The sequence below is a fragment of the Methylophaga sp. F7 genome, assembly GCF_056863975.1.
Genome location: NZ_CM166511.1, coordinates 307,209 through 324,344 on the forward strand (window position 1 = coordinate 307,209; position 17,136 = coordinate 324,344).

At 46.6% G+C, this 17,136-nt stretch carries 17 protein-coding genes, 2 tRNA genes and 2 pseudogenes; 17 read left to right on the plus strand and 4 right to left on the minus strand.

From position 1 onward, the window contains the following. The first annotated feature begins 6 nt into the window (after positions 1-6). From AC08OG_RS01570 to hemF, 3 genes and pseudogenes are all read left to right on the plus strand, one after another. Positions 7-878 (plus strand): annotated as a pseudogene (locus tag AC08OG_RS01570) (phosphoribulokinase). Between the two features lie 33 nt (positions 879-911). Further along, the gene (tsaC, locus tag AC08OG_RS01575; RefSeq protein WP_482929938.1) at positions 912-1,466 is read left to right on the plus strand and encodes an L-threonylcarbamoyladenylate synthase type 1 TsaC; all 555 of its coding nucleotides are present in this window, start codon (positions 912-914) and stop codon (positions 1,464-1,466) included. Next, a pseudogene (gene hemF / locus AC08OG_RS01580) lies at positions 1,463-2,379 on the plus strand (oxygen-dependent coproporphyrinogen oxidase). The gene tsaC and the pseudogene hemF overlap by 4 nt, the downstream one beginning before the upstream one ends. A gap of 11 nt (positions 2,380-2,390) precedes the next feature. On the opposite strand, the gene prfA reads toward hemF, so the two are convergent. Continuing rightward, positions 2,391-3,479, minus strand: a complete 1,089-nt coding sequence (gene prfA / locus AC08OG_RS01585; protein WP_014705722.1) for a peptide chain release factor 1 — start codon at positions 3,477-3,479, stop codon at positions 2,391-2,393. Positions 3,480-3,482: 3 nt separating this feature from the next. Then, positions 3,483-4,742, minus strand: coding sequence for a glutamyl-tRNA reductase (hemA, locus tag AC08OG_RS01590; RefSeq protein ID WP_292403769.1), 1,260 nt, complete (start codon positions 4,740-4,742; stop codon positions 3,483-3,485). A gap of 122 nt (positions 4,743-4,864) precedes the next feature. Here hemA and AC08OG_RS01595 point away from each other — a divergent pair, with 122 nt between their 5' ends. From AC08OG_RS01595 to AC08OG_RS01650, 12 genes are all read left to right on the plus strand, one after another. Continuing rightward, positions 4,865-6,631, plus strand: coding sequence for a tetratricopeptide repeat protein (locus AC08OG_RS01595; RefSeq protein WP_482929939.1), 1,767 nt, complete (start codon positions 4,865-4,867; stop codon positions 6,629-6,631). 4 nt (positions 6,632-6,635) lie between these two features. Beyond that, positions 6,636-7,235, plus strand: a complete 600-nt coding sequence (gene lolB, locus AC08OG_RS01600; RefSeq protein ID WP_292354461.1) for a lipoprotein insertase outer membrane protein LolB — start codon at positions 6,636-6,638, stop codon at positions 7,233-7,235. 195 nt (positions 7,236-7,430) lie between these two features. Then, complete coding sequence (gene ispE / locus AC08OG_RS01605; protein WP_482930567.1) at positions 7,431-7,928, plus strand: 4-(cytidine 5'-diphospho)-2-C-methyl-D-erythritol kinase; 498 nt, start codon at positions 7,431-7,433, stop codon at positions 7,926-7,928. Beyond that, positions 7,865-8,077, plus strand: a complete 213-nt coding sequence (locus AC08OG_RS01610) for a hypothetical protein (protein WP_482929940.1) — start codon at positions 7,865-7,867, stop codon at positions 8,075-8,077. Before ispE ends, AC08OG_RS01610 begins: the two co-directional genes overlap by 64 nt. 44 nt (positions 8,078-8,121) lie before the next feature. Next, positions 8,122-8,196, plus strand: a tRNA-Gln gene (locus AC08OG_RS01615). A gap of 88 nt (positions 8,197-8,284) precedes the next feature. Beyond that, positions 8,285-9,220, plus strand: coding sequence for a ribose-phosphate diphosphokinase (locus AC08OG_RS01620; protein WP_292354683.1), 936 nt, complete (start codon positions 8,285-8,287; stop codon positions 9,218-9,220). Between the two features lie 112 nt (positions 9,221-9,332). After that, positions 9,333-10,007 (plus strand): 50S ribosomal protein L25/general stress protein Ctc, encoded by a 675-nt coding sequence (locus AC08OG_RS01625; RefSeq protein WP_292354464.1) that lies wholly within the window; start codon positions 9,333-9,335, stop codon positions 10,005-10,007. Between the two features lie 20 nt (positions 10,008-10,027). Then, entirely contained in the window at positions 10,028-10,600 is a 573-nt protein-coding gene (pth, locus tag AC08OG_RS01630; RefSeq protein ID WP_292354466.1) for an aminoacyl-tRNA hydrolase, read from the plus strand. A gap of 102 nt (positions 10,601-10,702) precedes the next feature. Then, a complete protein-coding gene (ychF, locus tag AC08OG_RS01635; RefSeq protein ID WP_482929941.1) occupies positions 10,703-11,794 on the plus strand; it encodes a redox-regulated ATPase YchF in 1,092 nt (363 codons plus the stop codon). 59 nt (positions 11,795-11,853) lie between these two features. Beyond that, complete coding sequence (locus tag AC08OG_RS01640) at positions 11,854-12,432, plus strand: phospholipase A (RefSeq protein WP_482929942.1); 579 nt, start codon at positions 11,854-11,856, stop codon at positions 12,430-12,432. Further along, positions 12,368-12,922, plus strand: a complete 555-nt coding sequence (locus tag AC08OG_RS01645) for a phospholipase A (RefSeq protein ID WP_482929943.1) — start codon at positions 12,368-12,370, stop codon at positions 12,920-12,922. Before AC08OG_RS01640 ends, AC08OG_RS01645 begins: the two co-directional genes overlap by 65 nt. 89 nt (positions 12,923-13,011) lie before the next feature. Continuing rightward, positions 13,012-13,088: transfer RNA gene (locus AC08OG_RS01650), tRNA-Met, on the plus strand. Positions 13,089-13,321: 233 nt separating this feature from the next. Here AC08OG_RS01650 and AC08OG_RS01655 read toward each other — a convergent pair. Further along, entirely contained in the window at positions 13,322-14,188 is an 867-nt protein-coding gene (locus tag AC08OG_RS01655; protein WP_292403776.1) for an SDR family oxidoreductase, read from the minus strand. Between the two features lie 111 nt (positions 14,189-14,299). On the opposite strand from AC08OG_RS01655, the gene AC08OG_RS01660 reads away from it, so the two are divergent. Continuing rightward, entirely contained in the window at positions 14,300-15,184 is an 885-nt protein-coding gene (locus tag AC08OG_RS01660) for a LysR family transcriptional regulator (protein ID WP_482929944.1), read from the plus strand. 16 nt (positions 15,185-15,200) lie between these two features. Here AC08OG_RS01660 and AC08OG_RS01665 read toward each other — a convergent pair whose 3' ends face one another. Next, entirely contained in the window at positions 15,201-16,331 is a 1,131-nt protein-coding gene (locus AC08OG_RS01665) for a mechanosensitive ion channel family protein (RefSeq protein WP_292403782.1), read from the minus strand. A 364-nt stretch (positions 16,332-16,695) separates the two neighbouring features. On the opposite strand from AC08OG_RS01665, the gene AC08OG_RS01670 reads away from it, so the two are divergent. Beyond that, a complete protein-coding gene (locus AC08OG_RS01670; protein ID WP_292403785.1) occupies positions 16,696-17,082 on the plus strand; it encodes a hypothetical protein in 387 nt (128 codons plus the stop codon). Positions 17,083-17,136 lie beyond the last annotated feature (54 nt).

Genomic DNA, 17,136 nt, shown 5'->3' on the forward strand with positions numbered 1-17,136 from the left:
GGCGGAATGTCTGTATCCCATCCGATTATTGCAGTTACAGGTTCTTCCGGCGCAGGCACTTCGAATGTAAAACATGCATTTGAAGATATTTTTCGTCGTACCAATGTTAAGCCTGCTGTTATCGAGGGCGACAGCTTTCACCGATATAATCGTGAAGAGATGCTTGCCGCTGTGGCTCAGGCGGAAGCCGAAGGTCGCGCGATGACGCATTTCGGTCCTGAAGCCAATTGTCTCGATCGGCTGGAAAGATTGTTTCAGACCTACTCAGAAACCGGCCGTGGCGAAAAACGCTATTACATTCACGACGAAACCGAAGCCGTTAAATTCAATCAACCCCCGGAACATTTACAGAGTGGGAAGAGCTGGATAATGACAGTGACCTTCTGTTTTACGAAGGGCTGCACGGCGGTATGGTTACCGATGAAGTGAATATCGCCCAATATACCGATCTGTTAATTGGTGTGGTGCCGGTTATCAATATCGAGTGGATCCAGAAGATCAAACGTGATTGTTCCAACCGTGGATATTCTCAGGATGCCGTTGTCGATATTATTTTGAAGCGTATGCCGGATTACATTCACCACATTACGCCTCAGTTTTCCCGCACCCATATCAATTTTCAGCGGGTGCCATTAATTGATACCTCCAACCCGTTTGTTATGCGGGAAATTCCCACCCCGGATGAAAGTCTGTGTGTTATCCGTTTTAAAGATCCTAAGATGGCAGATTTTCCGTATTACCTGTCAATGCTGAAAGATTCATTTATGTCACGACCCAATAATATGGTCGTGCCCGGAACCAAAATGGGTCTGGCCATTGAAATTATTTTGATGCCGTTTGTTGAAGAAATGATGCAGAAAAAACGGCAACGTGGTTAATTTATCTTTTAAAAGTAGCGATCTGCACCGAATATGAATTTTTCTAACTGGCAATTAAGACAGGCCTGCCTTGCTTTGCAGGAGGATGGGATAATTGCCTATCCTACCGAAGCAGTGTTTGGCGTTGGCTGTGATCCCTCGAGCGAAACCGCCATTATCAGATTATTGATGATGAAGCGTCGCCCCTTGGAAAAAGGCCTGATTCTGATTGCATCAGACTTCAACCAATTGCAGGATTTTATCCAGCCGTTATCTGCTGACATTCTCGCCACAGTCACTCAGAGCTGGCCCGGCCCAAACACCTGGTTATTGCCGGTTCGTTCTTCGGTTTCTCCCTTATTAACCGGTGGCCGAGACACACTGGCGGTCAGAGTAACAGCACATCCCTTAGCGGCAGAACTCTGTCGCAGATTTGGCGGACCGCTGGTTTCCAGCAGTGCCAATATTACCGGGTTGCGACCTGCCAAAAATGTTCATCAAGTGCATTGGCAGTTACCTGAACTGGATTATGTGCTGCCCGGGGCATTGGGCGGGGCGACCAAGCCATCCACTATTCGTGATGCATTCACTGGTGAGGTACTGCGATGAGTGGGCCGGATATTAATGCCGTACGTGAGTATTTACTCTCACTACAAGATGCCATATGTAAAGAGGTTGAAGATTCAGATGGCAAGCAGAGGTTTGCTGAAGATGACTGGCAGCGCCCAGCCGGTGGTGGGGGACGAACCCGGGTTTTAAATAACGGGGCGGTGTTTGAACAGGCAGGGGTCAATTTCTCCGAAGTCAGCGGTGATAACTTACCGCCATCAGCAACGGCCAGTCGGCCTGAACTTGCCGGGCGCAGTTTTCAGGCGATGGGCGTATCGCTGGTGATTCATCCACATAACCCGTATGTACCAACCTCCCATGCCAATGTACGTTTCTTTATTGCTGAAAAAGCCGGTGAAGAACCTATCTGGTGGTTTGGTGGTGGTTATGATCTGACGCCCTATTACACCTTTGATGACGATGTTATTCATTGGCATCAAACAGCTAAAAATGCCTGCGACCCTTTTGGTGACACGGTATACGATGATTACAAAAAGTGGTGTGATGAGTATTTCTTTCTCAAGCATCGTAACGAACCGCGGGGGTTGGCGGGCTGTTTTTCGATGATTTGAATCAGCCGGATTTTGAACATTGCTTTGGTTTGTTGCGAAGCGTTGGCAACAGTTACACCACAGCGTATCTACCAATCGTCGAGCGTCGCAAAGAGTTAAGCTATACCGAACAACAGCGTGACTTTCAGCTGTATCGTCGTGGTCGTTATGTGGAATTTAATCTGGTTTATGACCGCGGCACCTTGTTTGGTTTGCAGTCGGGTGGACGTACCGAGTCGATCCTGATGTCGTTACCGCCATTGGTCAAATGGCGCTATAACTGGCAACCCGAGCCGGGCTCGGCGGAAGCCAAGTTATATGATTACTACCTTCAACCTCAGGATTGGCTAGCTAAAACCTAGGTCTTTTGATCCTAGGAATCTTTAGACAATAATGCCAGCTGATCCGCCTGGTATTCGCTGATTAACGGATCAATGACCTGATCCAGTTGACCTGACATGACTTCATCCAATTTATATAACGTTAAATTGATTCGATGGTCGGTAATGCGGCCTTGTGGATAGTTATAGGTACGGATACGTTCGCTGCGATCACCGCTACCGACTAACAATCTGCGGGTTTCGGCCTGTTCGGAGGCTTGTTTTTCCTCTTTCGCCGCCATGATGCGTGATTGCAAAACGGACATCGCTTTGGCGCGGTTTTTGTGCTGTGAACGTTCTTCCTGACACTCAACGATAATGCCGGTTGGAATGTGTGTGATACGTACGGCGGAATCAGTAGTATTAACGTGCTGGCCACCGGCACCGGATGAACGGAAGGTATCCATTTTGATATCGGCCGGGTTGATTTCAATCTGATCGATTTCATCGGCTTCCGGCAAAATCGCTACCGTACAGGCTGAGGTATGAATCCGTCCTTGCGATTCTGTTTCCGGAACCCGTTGCACCCGATGGGCGCCGGATTCAAATTTCAACCGTGAGTAGGCACCATCACCAACAATACGGGCGATGATTTCTTTATAACCACCATGCTCGCCTTCCTGAGCATTGAGCACTTCAACCTGCCAGCGACGTGACTCAGCATAACGCGTGTACATTCGAAATAAATCACCGGAGAAAATGGCGGCTTCATCACCACCGGTACCGGCGCGGACTTCCAGAAAGATATTACGTTGATCATTTGGATCTTTAGGTAACAACAATTTCTGCAAATCAATGGCAAGCTGTTCCTGCTTTTCTTCGGCAATGGCCAATTCTTCCTTGGCCATTTCACGCATTTCCGGATCACTTTCTTGCATCATTGCTTGAGCGTCTTTCAAATCACTCAAGGTTTGCAGATATAAGCCAAAGTGTTTAACAACTGGCTCCAGCTGTGCATATTCCTGCGATAAAGTGCGAAATTTGTTCTGATTGGCCATGGTTTCCGGATCAGATAGCAGGCCACTGATCTCTTCATGACGATCAACTAATGCTTCAAGTTTATGCCTGATGGAATCTTTCACAGATCAATCCTTAATGTTAAATAAACGGCGGGCAGCATCAATCATCGGATTATTTTCATCTGATTCAAATGCTGATTGCCGCAGTTGTCTACTGGGTTCATGTAACAGTTTGTTGGTCAGGGTTCGGGCCAGTTCAGTCATCACCATTTCAGCACTCGCACCCTGTTCCAGCTGACGCAGGGCTTTATCAACGGCCTGGGTGCTGAGCATCTGTCCGCGCTCACGAATCGACCGAATTACCGGTACGGTATCCTGACTGCGCATCCAGCCGGCAAAGTGATCGGCCTGCGTGTCTATGATTTCCTCTGCCTGCTTGGCAGCATCACGCCGTGACTGCAGATTTTCTTCAATAATGTCATGCAGATCATCAACGCTATATAAATAAATGTCTTCAAGCTGTCCAACTTCTGCTTCGATATCCCGTGGAACCGCAATATCCACCATAAAAATCGGTTTACGTTTGCGCAGCTTTAATGCACTTTCGACCGTACCTTTGCCAAGTATGGGCAGCTGGCTGGCGGTGGAGCTGATCACAATATCTGCTTCGGCGAGGTGGGCCGGAATTTCACTCAGACTAATCGCGTATCCATTTACCGAGGTTGCCAGAAGATGGGCTTTCTCAACGGTGCGATTGGCAATAATCAGACGCTTGATACCATTATCAAACAGATGACGGGCGACCAGTTCGATGGTTTCGCCGGCACCGATTAGCAGGGCGGTTGATTCGGCCAGATTACTGAAGATTTGTTTTGCCAGACTGACAGCAGCAAAGGCGACTGAAACCGGACTGTTGCCAATGGCGGTATCGGTACGCACCTGCTTGGCTACGCCAAAAGCATGTTGAAACAAACGTCCCAGCGATTTCCCCAGCGCCTTTGCGTTAAGGGCCTGGGTGTAGGCGGTTTTTAACTGACCGAGAATCTGCGGTTCGCCTAAAACTAACGAATCCAGACCACAGGCGACCCGAAATAAATGTCTTACCGCATCAGCACCTTCGTAACAATAGAGATAGGACTTGAGGGCATTGGCATCCTGTTGTTGAAAGTTATGCAACCATAACAGGACACTATTGTCATAATCTTCGTCCAGATGACAGTATATTTCGGTACGGTTGCAGGTTGAGACAATGACTGCTTCAATCACGCTTTCATTCAGCATCAGTGACGCTAAAGCCAAAGGTAATTTATCAGCATCAAAGCTAAGCTTCTCGCGCACATCAACCGGTGCGGTTGTGTGATTAATGCCGTAAGTGACAAGATGCATAATTAAGGAGTCGTGTTGTATGCTGTTAAACTTTGCAGCCGTGAGCTAAGTTGTCTTATATCTCGGTCTGGACAAGACTAATTCGCCATTCTATCAAACTCAATCAGTCAGGTCGTTGAATTATGGATTTATTGCAACAGTTACGCGGTCATTCAAAACAGTTCGCCTCATCGGCGGCCTGGGTGATGATACCTATTTTACTGTTTGGATGCGCCGCTACAGCTAAGCAATCAGACGAAAAAACTCCCCTGCAGCCAGTGGAAGTAAACGAAGCAGAGACAGTGGAAACTGCGCAGACGGAATTGGATTTGCCTTTGACTCCAGAACTGATTTATTACGTGCTTACCGCCGAAATTGCGGGTCAGCGCGGTCAACTTGATATTGCGGTCGATTTATATAACCAGGCAGCAGAATTAACCGATTCTCCCGAACTGGCGGGACGTTCCGCACGAATTTCGACATTTTCACGAGATCCCAAACGTATTGACCGGGCATTGACCCGATGGCAGGAAGTCTCCCCGGAAGAGGCCGAGGTCTATGTGATGCGGGTTCCATTTTTATTAATGGAAGATAATTATGCCGAAGTCGTTGTGAACATAAACAAAGCGCTCGCTTTGGAGCCGGAGAACAAAGAAAAATATCTGGAAAGCCTAGCCGCCAATTTAAGCGAGAAGGGAGATCCGGAAAGAGGTTTGCAGACGATTCTGGAATTGGACCTGTATAAAAATGATGATCCGGCTGCTCGCTTTACCTATGCCCGATTAGCGGCTTATTTCCAGCGCTTTGATGTAGCTGAAATCGCCGTCGATGAATTGTTGGAAGAAGACCCAAACAACGAAGCTTATCTGAGCCTTAAAGCGGATTTACTGCAAACCTTTGATAAAAAAGAAGAAGCGTTAAAGTTAATTGCCAAAGCAGCTCAGCGCGATGGGGCAAGTGAGTCCTTACGCTTCACCTATGGAAAACTGTTAGGGGAAAGTGGCGAATCGGAAAAGGCAAAGCGCATTTTTGAAGAATTGCATTTGGAGAGTCCGGAAAACCCGGATGTGATTTTTGCGCTGGGATTACTGGCTTTGGAACGCGATGATGGAGAAACCGCCAAGTCGTATTTCAGTCAGTTATTACAAATGGGTGATGCCGGTGGTCAGGCCAGCTATTTTATGGGGCTTGCCGAAGAAATGAATGGCAATGTGGATTCTGCTTTGGTCTGGTTCGCCTCAGTGCCAACAGACAGCCAGCGTTTTGAAATGGCGCAAACCCGTTATATCAATTTATTGGCCGATCAAGGTGATATTGATAAAGCACGACAGCATCTGCAATTGCTGCGTCAGGAACGTCCTCAGCAGGCCATTGATTTTTATTTGTTTGAAGCCGCTTTTTTGCGGGATCACGACATGCCGGAAGAGTCTGTTGAGTTGTTAACGGAAGCCCTGACCAATCATCCGGGCAATCAGGATCTGTTATACAGTCGCGCCATGGTGGCCGAATCGATTGGCAAGCTGGAGATGCTGGAACAAGATCTGCGCACTATTCTGAAAATTGACCCGGAAAATGCTCAGGCGATGAATGCCTTGGGTTATACCCTGACCGATCGTACTGATCGACATGAAGAAGCTTTGCAGTTAATCAATAAAGCTTTGGAACTGCGGCCTAATGATCCTTATTACCTCGATAGCCTGGGATGGGTGTATTACCGGATGGGTGATTTGGAAAAAGCTGAATATTACCTGCGTGAGGCAGTGGAGATTCAGGCCGATGTGGAGTTTGTTGCCCATCTGGGTGAAGTGCTGTGGATGCAGAATAAAAAAATGAAGCCAGAAAGTATTGGGAGCAGGGGAAGAAACTGGATCCGAATAACAAAGTCCTTCAGGAGACCCTGCAGCGGTTGACCAAATGAAACAGCTTCTTGTAGTAACCAGTTTGCTGTTGATGACGGCCTGTACCCCATTCTGGCAGACAAAACCATTAGAACCAGCTGAACAGTTGTGGGAAACCCGTCAGACGGCGTTAAAACAAATGGATAACTGGTCATTTCGAGGTCGCACGGTTATTCGTCAGGACAAAGAAGGCTGGAATGTCGGCGTGACCTGGCAACAGCAGAAGGAAGAATTCAATATCCGCTTGTTTGGTCCCTTTTCTCAAGGGGGAGTGGAGTTAGCCGGTAATGACAAACTGGTCACCATGACTTTTTCTGATGGTGAAACCTATTCTGCTGCTACACCGGAAGAGCTTCTTGCAGAAGTGCTGGGCTGGTTATTACCGGTCAGTGCCTTGCGTGACTGGGTCAGAGGCTTGCCGCATGCCCCTATCAAGATTGATGAGAAAACCCTGGATGAAAAAGGCCGCTTAATTACGCTTTCCCAGGCAGGGTGGCAAGTGGAGTTTGTTGATTATGCGCCGTTGGAAGGCAATGATGTGCCGGCGAAGATCTTTATCGAACATCCGCAGTTAAGTATTCGTCTGGTAATGAATGGATGGAAAGCTGGTAAATGAATGAATGGTGGCCTGCACCGGCAAAACTGAATCTGTTTTTACATATCACCGGCAGACGGCCAGATGGATATCATGAGTTACAGACGGCATTTCAGTTTCTTGACTATGGCGACAGATTAAAATTTACCGTCACCGAAGATCTCGCAAATCACCTTACAAGGCGATCTGCCAGACGTTGCAGATCAGGATAATCTGATTGTAAAAGCCGCCCGGCTTTTACAATCAACCTGCAATTGTCATTCAGGTGCTGTTATCCAACTGGAAAAAAATCTGCCGATGGGAGGTGGTCTGGGAGGAGGCAGTTCCGATGCCGCCACCACCCTCGTTGCGCTGAATAAGCTTTGGCAATGTGATTTATCAGAAGATCAATTAGCGGGTCTGGGGTTGCAATTAGGCGCAGATGTGCCGGTTTTTGTGCGAGGTCACGCGGCGTGGGCCGAGGGTGTAGGAGAAATTTTTACTAAAATTGATCCACCAGAACCTTGGTATTTAGTTATCTTTCCCCAATGCGCCGTCTCCACCGCTGAAATATTTTCCGCAACTGAATTGACACGCGATTGTGAACCCATCACAATAGCGGGCTTCCTTGCGGGGGAAGGCAGTAACATTTGCGAATCGGTGGTGAAAAAATGCATCCACCAGTTGCACAAGCACTGGCATGGTTGGCACAATATGCCACCAATCCACGTATGACCGGAACAGGGTCTTGTGTATTTGCCCGCTTTGACTCAGCCACTGCGGCTGAAAATGTTTTAGAACATGTGCCGGAACATTGGCATGCTTTTACTGCCAAAGGCTGCAACAAATCACCGTTGAGTTTTTGTGCTCAAGACTTCGATTGAAGTCTTAATGTAACTGCAATTTGATAGAGTTGAGTAAAAACAGTTGGGGTATCGCCAAGCGGTAAGGCAACGGGTTTTGATCCCGTCATTCCCAGGTTCGAATCCTGGTACCCCAGCCACTCTTTTTGTTTATTGAATGAACTCGGCATCTCTATAGTGACTCAAAACCGACTCCTCCAGTTACAACAGCGTTCTGCAGACGACAATATGATGGTCTTCACTGGAAACGCTAATCGTAAACTGTCAGAAAATATCGCCAATTTTCTGAATATCAGCTTGGGTAAAGCCACAGTTGAGAAATTCAGTGATGGCGAGATCATGGTTGAAATTCTCGACAATGTCCGAGGCAAGGACGTGTTTATCGTCCAACCAACCTGTATGCCTACCAACGATAACCTGATGGAATTAATGGTGATGACCGACGCTATCCGTCGTGCATCAGCCAAACGCATTACCCTGGTTGTCCCTTATTTTGGTTATTCCCGTCAGGATCGCCGTCCTCGTTCAGCTCGTGTTGCCATTACCGCTAAGGTAGTTGCCAATATGTTGACAGGTGTTGGCGCAGACCGTGTTTTAACCGTTGATTTACATGCCGATCAGATCCAGGGCTTTTTTGATTGCCCTGTTGATAATGTCTACGCCTCACCCGTGTTACTGGGTGACATCTGGAAACACAAATACCAGGACTTGGTTGTGGTCTCGCCGGATGTTGGGGGTGTGGTTCGTGCCCGTGCATTAGCCAAACATTTGGATGTTGAACTGGCGATTATTGATAAGCGCCGCCCTCGTGCCAATGTGGCCAAAGTAATGAATATCATCGGTGATATTGATGGCCGTACCTGTGTGATGGTCGATGATATGGTCGATACTGCTGGTACGTTGTGTGCCGCAGCAGCCGCTTTGAAAGAACATGGTGCCACCAATGTGGTTGCTTACTGTACTCACCCGGTTTTATCGGGAGCAGCCATTAAAAATATCAATAATTCGTTGCTGAACGAATTAGTGGTGACAGATACCATCCCATTGCAGCCTGATGCGGCCGCATGTGACAAAATTCGCGTCTTGAGCATTGCTGAAATGCTCGCGGAAGCGATGTACCGAATTAGTAATGAAGAGTCAGTTAGCTCTTTATATATGGATTAACCAAAAAATTTATTTTGGTTGTATGTGCTGAACCTGGTCGCGGGGGAGGCGAAAAGCCGGAAAACGGCATATGAACGGGCCTCGTGTCCGTTTTTTAGTCTTGGAGAAGAAGATGGAAAATTTATTTGAAGTACAAGCTGAAGCGCGTACTGACCAGGGGAAAGGTGCGAGCCGCCGCCTACGTCATGCGGGCAAAGTACCAGCAGTAGTCTACGGTGCTGAAAAAGAACCTGTTTCAATTTCAGTAAACCATAACCAGTTCATTCGCCATTTGGCAGAAGAAGCGTTTTACGCTCACATTCTGACATTGGTTATTGATGGCAAGAAAAATCAGGTCGTATTGAAAGATCTGCAACGTCATCCTGCGAACGACAACAAAATCATCCATGCAGACTTCCTGCGCGTTGATGCCAAACATGCAATGACAATGACTATTCCATTGCACTTTATCAATGAGGAAAAAGCGGTTGGTGTTAAAGCCGGTGGTTTGGTTTCGCATCTGATGACAGAGGTTGAAATCTCTTGTTTGCCTAAAGATCTGCCAGAATACATCGAAATAGATGTTGCAAAACTGGCTATGGATGAAGCAATTCACCTGAGCGAATTGAAGCTGCCTAAAGGTGTCACTCTGACTGCCTTGACGCATACTCAGGATGAGCAGTTGGAAGAAGGTGAACGTTCTTCTTACGATCAAGCCGTTGTCAGTATTCATGAGCCACGTGTTGCTAAAGTGGATCTTGAAGAAGATACAGAAGCTGATGATGAGGAAGAAGCGACTGAAGATTAATTCAGTCGACGGGAACCGTTATGACAAACTGGATTATCGCCGGTCTGGGCAATCCCGGTTCTCAGTATGAACAGACCCGACACAACGTCGGGTTCTGGTGGTTGGATCAGTTGGCTAGTGATTTTGGGCTGAGTTTTAAAACAGAATCCCGATTTCATGGTCAACTGATTCAATACACAAATCCTGAACACAAAGTCTGGTTGATCAAACCACTTACCTTTATGAATCGCAGCGGTCAATCTGTTGCGGCGCTGGCCAATTTTTATAAAATCCCTGCAGAAAATATTCTCGTTATCCACGATGAATTGGATTTACCCGCCGGTACGGTGCGCCTGAAACGCGGTGGCGGTCATGGTGGGCACAATGGTCTGCGTGACATCATCAGTCAACTGGGCAGCAAAGATTTTTTACGTTGCCGGATTGGTATTGATCATCCGGGCAATAGTAAGCAAGTTGCCGATTATGTGCTGAGTAAACCCTCTGCAACAGATCGGGAAAATATGATGGCAGGTATCGATAACAGCCTGCGTGTTTTACCTGATGTACTTTCAGGAAACCTCGAAAAAGCCATGAACTGGCTGCACTCACAGTAAGAATCGTTTTTTAACTTTCTTGTTGTGAACTTTAGAAAACACCTGTGTAAGGTGCGAGGTAAGAATTTTGTCATTGTTATAAATAACCCCTAAGGATTTCTCATGGGATTTAAATGCGGTATTGTCGGTTTACCTAACGTAGGCAAGTCCACGTTATTTAATGCGTTGACGCAGGCGGGCATCGAAGCACAAAACTATCCGTTCTGCACGATTGAACCTAATGTTGGCATCGTACCGGTGCCGGATCCGCGTATGGATAAACTGGCTGCAATCGTTAATCCGCAACGGGTTTTGCCCACTACCATGGAATTTGTTGATATTGCCGGTCTGGTTGCCGGGGCTTCCAAGGGTGAAGGCTTAGGTAATAAATTCCTGGCCAATATCCGTGAAACTGATGCTATCGCCCATGTTGTTCGCTGTTTTGAAGATGAAAATGTGGTGCATGTGGCCGGTAAAGTCTCGCCGGTTGATGATATTGAAGTGATCAATACCGAACTGGCTCTGGCTGATCTGGAATCAGTAGAAAAAGCGATCACCAAAACTACCAAGGACGCCAAAGGCGGTGATAAAGTCGCCAAAGCACGCCTGGATTTATTGACACAGATCCGCGAACACCTGGACCAGGGGGCACCTGTTCGGGCAATGAATCTTGATGATGAACAGTTGGCATTATTAACGGGTTTGCATTTATTAACCATCAAACCAACAATGTATATTGCCAATGTTGCTGAAGATGGTTTTGAAAACAATCCTGCTTTGGATGCAGTAATGGCCTTGGCTGATAAAGAAAATGCTATTGTTGTAGCAATATGTGCCGCTATTGAATCTGAGATTGCCGATCTGGCAGATGAGGATAAAGCAGAATTTCTTGAGGAACTTGGTCAGGAAGAACCGGGTCTGAATCGAGTCATTCGTAGCGGTTATCAATTGCTTGGATTACATACCTACTTTACCGCTGGTGTTAAAGAAGTACGTGCCTGGACTGTTGAAGTCGGCGCGACCGCACCTGAAGGTGCCGGTGTTATTCATACTGATTTCCAAAAAGGCTTTATTCGCGCAGAAGTTATCAGCTATGAAGATTTTGTGCAGTTTAATGGTGAGCAGGGTGCTAAAGATGCTGGAAAATGGCGTCTGGAAGGCAAAGAATATGTCATTAAAGATGGCGACGTAATGCATTTTAGATTTAACGTCTAATTGAAAATTTGCCTTTGATCAGTGGATCTCGGAAGGCGCTCTGAAGTAAAGGAATAATCATGAAAAGATGGTTTGTTGGCGTGTTATTAACACCGATACTGATGGGCGTGGCACAGGCCGATCCGGCTATGAATGCGTGCATTTTGTCCAAGATGGCTACTTCCGATGATACGGTTACGGTCGGGGATATTCGCGCAATATGCAGCGCTGACATCAGCTCACAAAAACAGGAATCTTTTGATCCGGTCACTTTGCCTGCGGTGAAGCGTGCTGAGGAGCAGACTATCTCCCTTGATGGTGATGATGCCACCAGTATTAAAACGGCGGATGGTTCTGCCTTAACACGTCGTTTGGTTTTAGAAAAAAGTCAGTCAAATAATCCATTTGCATTCTTGCCGCATCGACCCAATTACTTCATTTTCAGTAACAATGTAGCTTCTTACAATGAAGCTCCTTTTGAAGCTTCTGATCCTGGCAATGACTATGATTTTCAACCGTGGGAAAGTAAATTTCAAATCAGCTTAAAACTTCCCGTGGTCAGAGGTTTGTTTAATAATCGGGCGGATGCCTTTATTGCTTATACCAACCGATCTTTCTGGCAAATGTTTAATAACGATAACTCACAAGTGTTTCTGTGATTCCAACCACGAACCAGAGGCCTGGCTTTCATTTGCAAACGATACCGAGTTATTCGGGTTTAAAAACTCACTGATTAATGTCGGCTTTAATCACCAATCAAATGGCCAGAGTGGTGAATTATCCCGTAGCTGGAATCGCATATTTGCGGAGTTCGTCGTAGAAAAAGGCGACTTTTATTTTGCTGTTCGCCCATGGTATCGGGTTCCTGAAAGAGATAGCTCGGACGATAACCCGGATATTGAAAAATATATGGGGAATTTTGATTTCACTTCGGTTTATAAATACGGTGATCACAGTTTTGATCTAATGATCCGTAATAATCTGCGTAGCGATAATAAAGGCGCAACGCAACTGGGCTGGAGCTTTCCGCTGTATAAAAACTTTAGAGGTTATGTGCAGTGGTTTAATGGCTATGGTGAAAGTCTAATTGATTATGACCACCGCACCAACAGCATAGGGTTTGGTATTCAGTTCAGCGATTGGTTATAACCATCTCCCCAGCCTTTCAGGTTGTAAGAGATTAACAGTCTCTTAATGTTGATATTTATTGCCCAGCAACGTAAAATGCTCGGCTTCGTGGCTACATAGCTCAGTTGGTTAGAGCACATCACTCATAATGATGGGGTCCCTAGTTCGAATCTAGGTGTAGCCACCACTTTCTTCTCTAATTTTCCCCAAAATTAAACTTGGTGTAGCTCTGGCACCGATCTTTCATTTTATGTAGTTATAGCAATAGTCATTGGGTGTTATCAGCTTAATTGCGGCCTGGTAGATCCCCATCCTCCGTTCGGACAAAAGCCCAGTCATCATTAGATGACTGGGCTTTCTATTTTGTGTCGTTAAAAATTACTCACACACTACCTGATCGACGAGAGTTTCCTGAAAGATCTATGCCGAAACAAGTTTGTCAGCGAAGTCACGATAGCTCCGCAACGGACGTCCAAGTAGCGAAGTCAGACGTTCTACATCGCCAACATCGGGGATCATGCCCTCGGTGAGGAAACGTTCGCTCATTAGACGCATATCATAAGCCATCCAATTCGGCATGAACTGCCGGAGATTCTGCTCGAATCCTGCAGTGTCATCGCCCGGATAGGTGATCGGAGTACCCAGTACCTGCGTCCAGATTTCGGCGACATCCTGTCCGGTCAGCGTGTCAGGGCCGACGAGATTGATTCGATTAAGCGGCTGCGGTACTGAAGACTCCTCACGACGGATAAGTTCGAGGGCAGCGACCTCGGCAATATCTTGCGTATCCACCATGGCCAGCCCCTTGTCGCCAATGGGCATTGGATAAATACCGTATCCCGTCACTACATCCTTAATCGTGATGTCGTTACTGATGTAATAGGCAGGACGCAGAATGGTGGCGTTAAGGCCCATCTGCTCGATCATACGCTCAACACCATATTTTCCGGCGAAGTGCGGCACGTTCAGATAACGGTCGGCGTGAATGACAGAAAGGTAAACAATCCGCTCAATGCCGACCTCCTGAGCAATATTGAGCGCTATCAGAGCTTGGGTATATTCGTCGGCTACCACTGCGTTGAGCAGAAATAATGTCGAGACGCCGGCGAAGGCACTTCTCAGCGAATCAACGTCGAGCAGATCGCCTTGGACAATGTCGACACCAGCAGGGAAGTTGGCTTTAGTGGTATCACGAACAAGTGCCCTAACATCGGCACCGCGCTTTGTGAGTTGTTCGATAACTTGGCTTCCGACAGTGCCCGTTGCACCTATAACGAGAATGGTCATGATAATGTCTCCTTGGTTGGGTTTGAATTGCGTACAACCAAACAATAAGTGATTCCATATTTAAAACAAAGACACTAAAATAAAGACAGTTTGTATCAAAAGTGAGACATAATGGATTTGAATGCACTTAACGACTTCCAACTGGTAGCAGCTCATGGTGGTTTTGGAAAAGCCAGCCGTGCCAGTGGCAGGTCTAAGGCAACCCTATCGCGTCGTATAGCCGATCTCGAAGAAGCTTTGGGTATTCGGCTCATCGAGCGAGGTTCGCGTAGCATGGAATTGACTGAAGCAGGACAACTGCTACTGGCCAGAACGCAGGGACCAATGCATGAGATCACCGATGCAGTAGCGTCGGCAAAGGATGGCCTTGATTCACCGCGTGGTCGCCTGCGTATTGCAGCACCGCTCCTGTTTTCTCAGCTCGCTTTGGGACGGCTTACTGCTCAGTTCCTGGAAAATTATCCGGATGTACAGATTGAAGTGGTGTCGGAAGATCGTCTGGTCAATCTCGTTGAAGAACATTTCGATGTTGCCATCCGTATTAATCCAGATAATGACAGTTTGTTGGTTGGCAGATGCTTTGCTAGAGACAAAAGAGTGCTTGCTGCCGCACCTTCATTTCAAATGCCGAAGGGCCAACGCGGTAAGCCGATTAAGGTTCCGGCAGTGGTTATGCAAACCTATCGTGACGGAGACTTTTGGAGCGTCAATGATGGCCAGCACATCATTGAACCGCAACCTGTTCTTCGTCTTTCATCGCTGTTAATGGTCCGCGATGCCATTGCTGCAGGGGCAGGAGCGGCAATGCTCCCGCACTCCATTATTGGCAGTCAACTTGAAAAAGGTGAACTGGTGTCATGGGGCATGGCCGACGGGGAAACCGAGCTTTGGATTCTGCATACGTCACGTCGTTTACAAAGCCCGAAGGTTCGTGCCTTCGTTGAGTTTATGTGCAACCAGTACCCTGACGGCATTTTCACCATTCCAAATCAATAACAAGCCCTAAACAAACTTATTCTGCTTTGTGAATAGTCTTGTCGCTGAGGTGACTGCTCGAAGCATGAGGTTTGTCAGGAATCGGTATATCATCAAGAAACTCAATGGAACGCACAGGCATAGCAAATCTGATTTCTCTTTTGTCCAGCTCCTCCAGCAACGTAAAATTAACGTTTTGCTGGATATCCATATAGATATTGTAGTCTGAGCTTAGCACGTAATAGACCACCTCAAATCTCATCGAATAATCATCAAATTTGAATAAATGCGCCCGATCAAATCGGGTTTTGTCGATGGATTCGATGATTTCCTTTATTAAGCCGGGTATCTGTCTGGCTTTGGCGACTGGCGTGCGAAATGAAATTGCCAGAAAGAAAACCACTCGACGTTCATTCATTCGTTTGTAATTGTGAATGATTTGCTGCAGCAGGTTGGTATTACCGCAAATGATCTGTTCGCCACTCAGGCTTCGAATACGCGTGGTTTTCAGCCCAATATATTCAATGGTACCGGCAACATCATTAAAAACAATAAAGTCTCCGGTTCTAAAAGGTTTGTCAAAACCGATGGATGCAGAGGCAAACAAATCTCCCAGCAATGTCTGAAGTGCCAGAGCGATGGCAATGCCACCAATACCCAGGCTGGCAACCAGAGCGGTAATGTTGACGCCCAGATTTGCCAATACAGATAGCAATACGACAGCCCAGATGCTGGTACGAACCAGTAAGGAAACAATGGTGACGGTTAATTGGTTTTCACGGTCTACCCGCGTTTCGATGGTTTCTGTTTTCCACATGACGATGGCAGCATCAATCCACAGTCCCAGTTGCAAGGCCAGCACCAGAAACCATATATGACTGACCCGATTATCCCATTCAGGACCAAGATCAACTAGTGCCAGACCAATTTGGACGGCCATGGCGGCTATTAATAATCGACTTGTATGCCTGAAGACCTCAGCGCCATATCGTCCCCAACGTCCTTTGGATCGTGAGAGCAGATCGACGCTGCGGGTAATAAAAAAACGCATCACCATGCGAAGTAACATGTAGCTTACAACTGCAATTCCGAGCACCAGGAAGAAATTCAATACGGCTGGTTGAAATATCCATGCCTTCCCATCACTCAATAAATTCCAGTCAAACATTATGTTCTCCAAAAAAATGATGAAAGATCAACAAGCCCTGGTAACACAAAATTGATCAGAATCCAGTTAATGCGATGACTCAGGAAGATTAACGGATTCAATCAAAATAAAGGTTTAGCGGGGATTACGTTATCAGGCCTGAAAAATTGTACTTACCTGCATAAATAAACTATCGAGTTGTTTTCGATCAATCAAGTTTCCCGCTTCAGGTCAGTCGGTTTAATGCTGCTGAGTAATAAATATTCTTTATTCCTGAATCATCTAGGGATGATGTCCTGACCTTGGGTTGTGGAGAAACTTTGATTCTTAACACTGGGTCTGGACTTAGCTATGAACCCATATTTGTTTCAGGAGTTAAATTTTTATGCTCACTAAACTTTCTACTGCCAGTTTGCTTGTTTTTATCGGGGGGCTATTTTGCATTGCACACAGCTCAGTTTTAATGGCAGAAGCAAATGAAGCAACTCACTATATTGAGTTTTATGAAGAGTGGGATGAGGATTGTGATGAGAAAGGTGGGGCCAGAGTATTTGTAAAAAATACCCACCAGACACATATCATTGATTTACAACTGGATCGTTATTTTTATGATGTAAGACAGGCGGGACGATCAATGTTTCCGCTTAAACCCAACGTTTCACAGGCCTTAGGATGCAGTCGAGTGTTTGATGCTGAACAACGCTGGGAGTTAGTAGCTGCCAGTTTTATCAGTGAAGCTGCTGCTGAAGAACGCTACGGTGACTTTCAGTAAACGGCCATGCCTTCATAAAGTGTCAGACTGATAAACCCGGCAGGTTCGAGCAAA

Excerpts from the sequence above, each read along its gene's own strand:
- AC08OG_RS01670 (WP_292403785.1), top strand. The coding sequence starts at position 16,696 with ATGCTCACTAAACTTTCTACTGCCAGTTTGCTTGTTTTTATCGGGGGG.
- AC08OG_RS01660 (WP_482929944.1), top strand. The coding sequence starts at position 14,300 with ATGGATTTGAATGCACTTAACGACTTCCAACTGGTAGCAGCTCATGGT.
- AC08OG_RS01595 (WP_482929939.1), top strand. The coding sequence starts at position 4,865 with ATGGATTTATTGCAACAGTTACGCGGTCATTCAAAACAGTTCGCCTCA.
- AC08OG_RS01610 (WP_482929940.1), top strand. The coding sequence starts at position 7,865 with ATGCATCCACCAGTTGCACAAGCACTGGCATGGTTGGCACAATATGCC.
- AC08OG_RS01665 (WP_292403782.1), bottom strand. The coding sequence starts at position 16,331 with ATGTTTGACTGGAATTTATTGAGTGATGGGAAGGCATGGATATTTCAA.
- AC08OG_RS01620 (WP_292354683.1), top strand. The coding sequence starts at position 8,285 with ATGATGGTCTTCACTGGAAACGCTAATCGTAAACTGTCAGAAAATATC.
- tsaC (WP_482929938.1), top strand. The coding sequence starts at position 912 with ATGAATTTTTCTAACTGGCAATTAAGACAGGCCTGCCTTGCTTTGCAG.
- hemA (WP_292403769.1), bottom strand. The coding sequence starts at position 4,742 with ATGCATCTTGTCACTTACGGCATTAATCACACAACCGCACCGGTTGAT.
- AC08OG_RS01655 (WP_292403776.1), bottom strand. The coding sequence starts at position 14,188 with ATGACCATTCTCGTTATAGGTGCAACGGGCACTGTCGGAAGCCAAGTT.
- AC08OG_RS01640 (WP_482929942.1), top strand. The coding sequence starts at position 11,854 with ATGAAAAGATGGTTTGTTGGCGTGTTATTAACACCGATACTGATGGGC.
- lolB (WP_292354461.1), top strand. The coding sequence starts at position 6,636 with ATGAAACAGCTTCTTGTAGTAACCAGTTTGCTGTTGATGACGGCCTGT.
- ychF (WP_482929941.1), top strand. The coding sequence starts at position 10,703 with ATGGGATTTAAATGCGGTATTGTCGGTTTACCTAACGTAGGCAAGTCC.
- pth (WP_292354466.1), top strand. The coding sequence starts at position 10,028 with ATGACAAACTGGATTATCGCCGGTCTGGGCAATCCCGGTTCTCAGTAT.
- AC08OG_RS01625 (WP_292354464.1), top strand. The coding sequence starts at position 9,333 with ATGGAAAATTTATTTGAAGTACAAGCTGAAGCGCGTACTGACCAGGGG.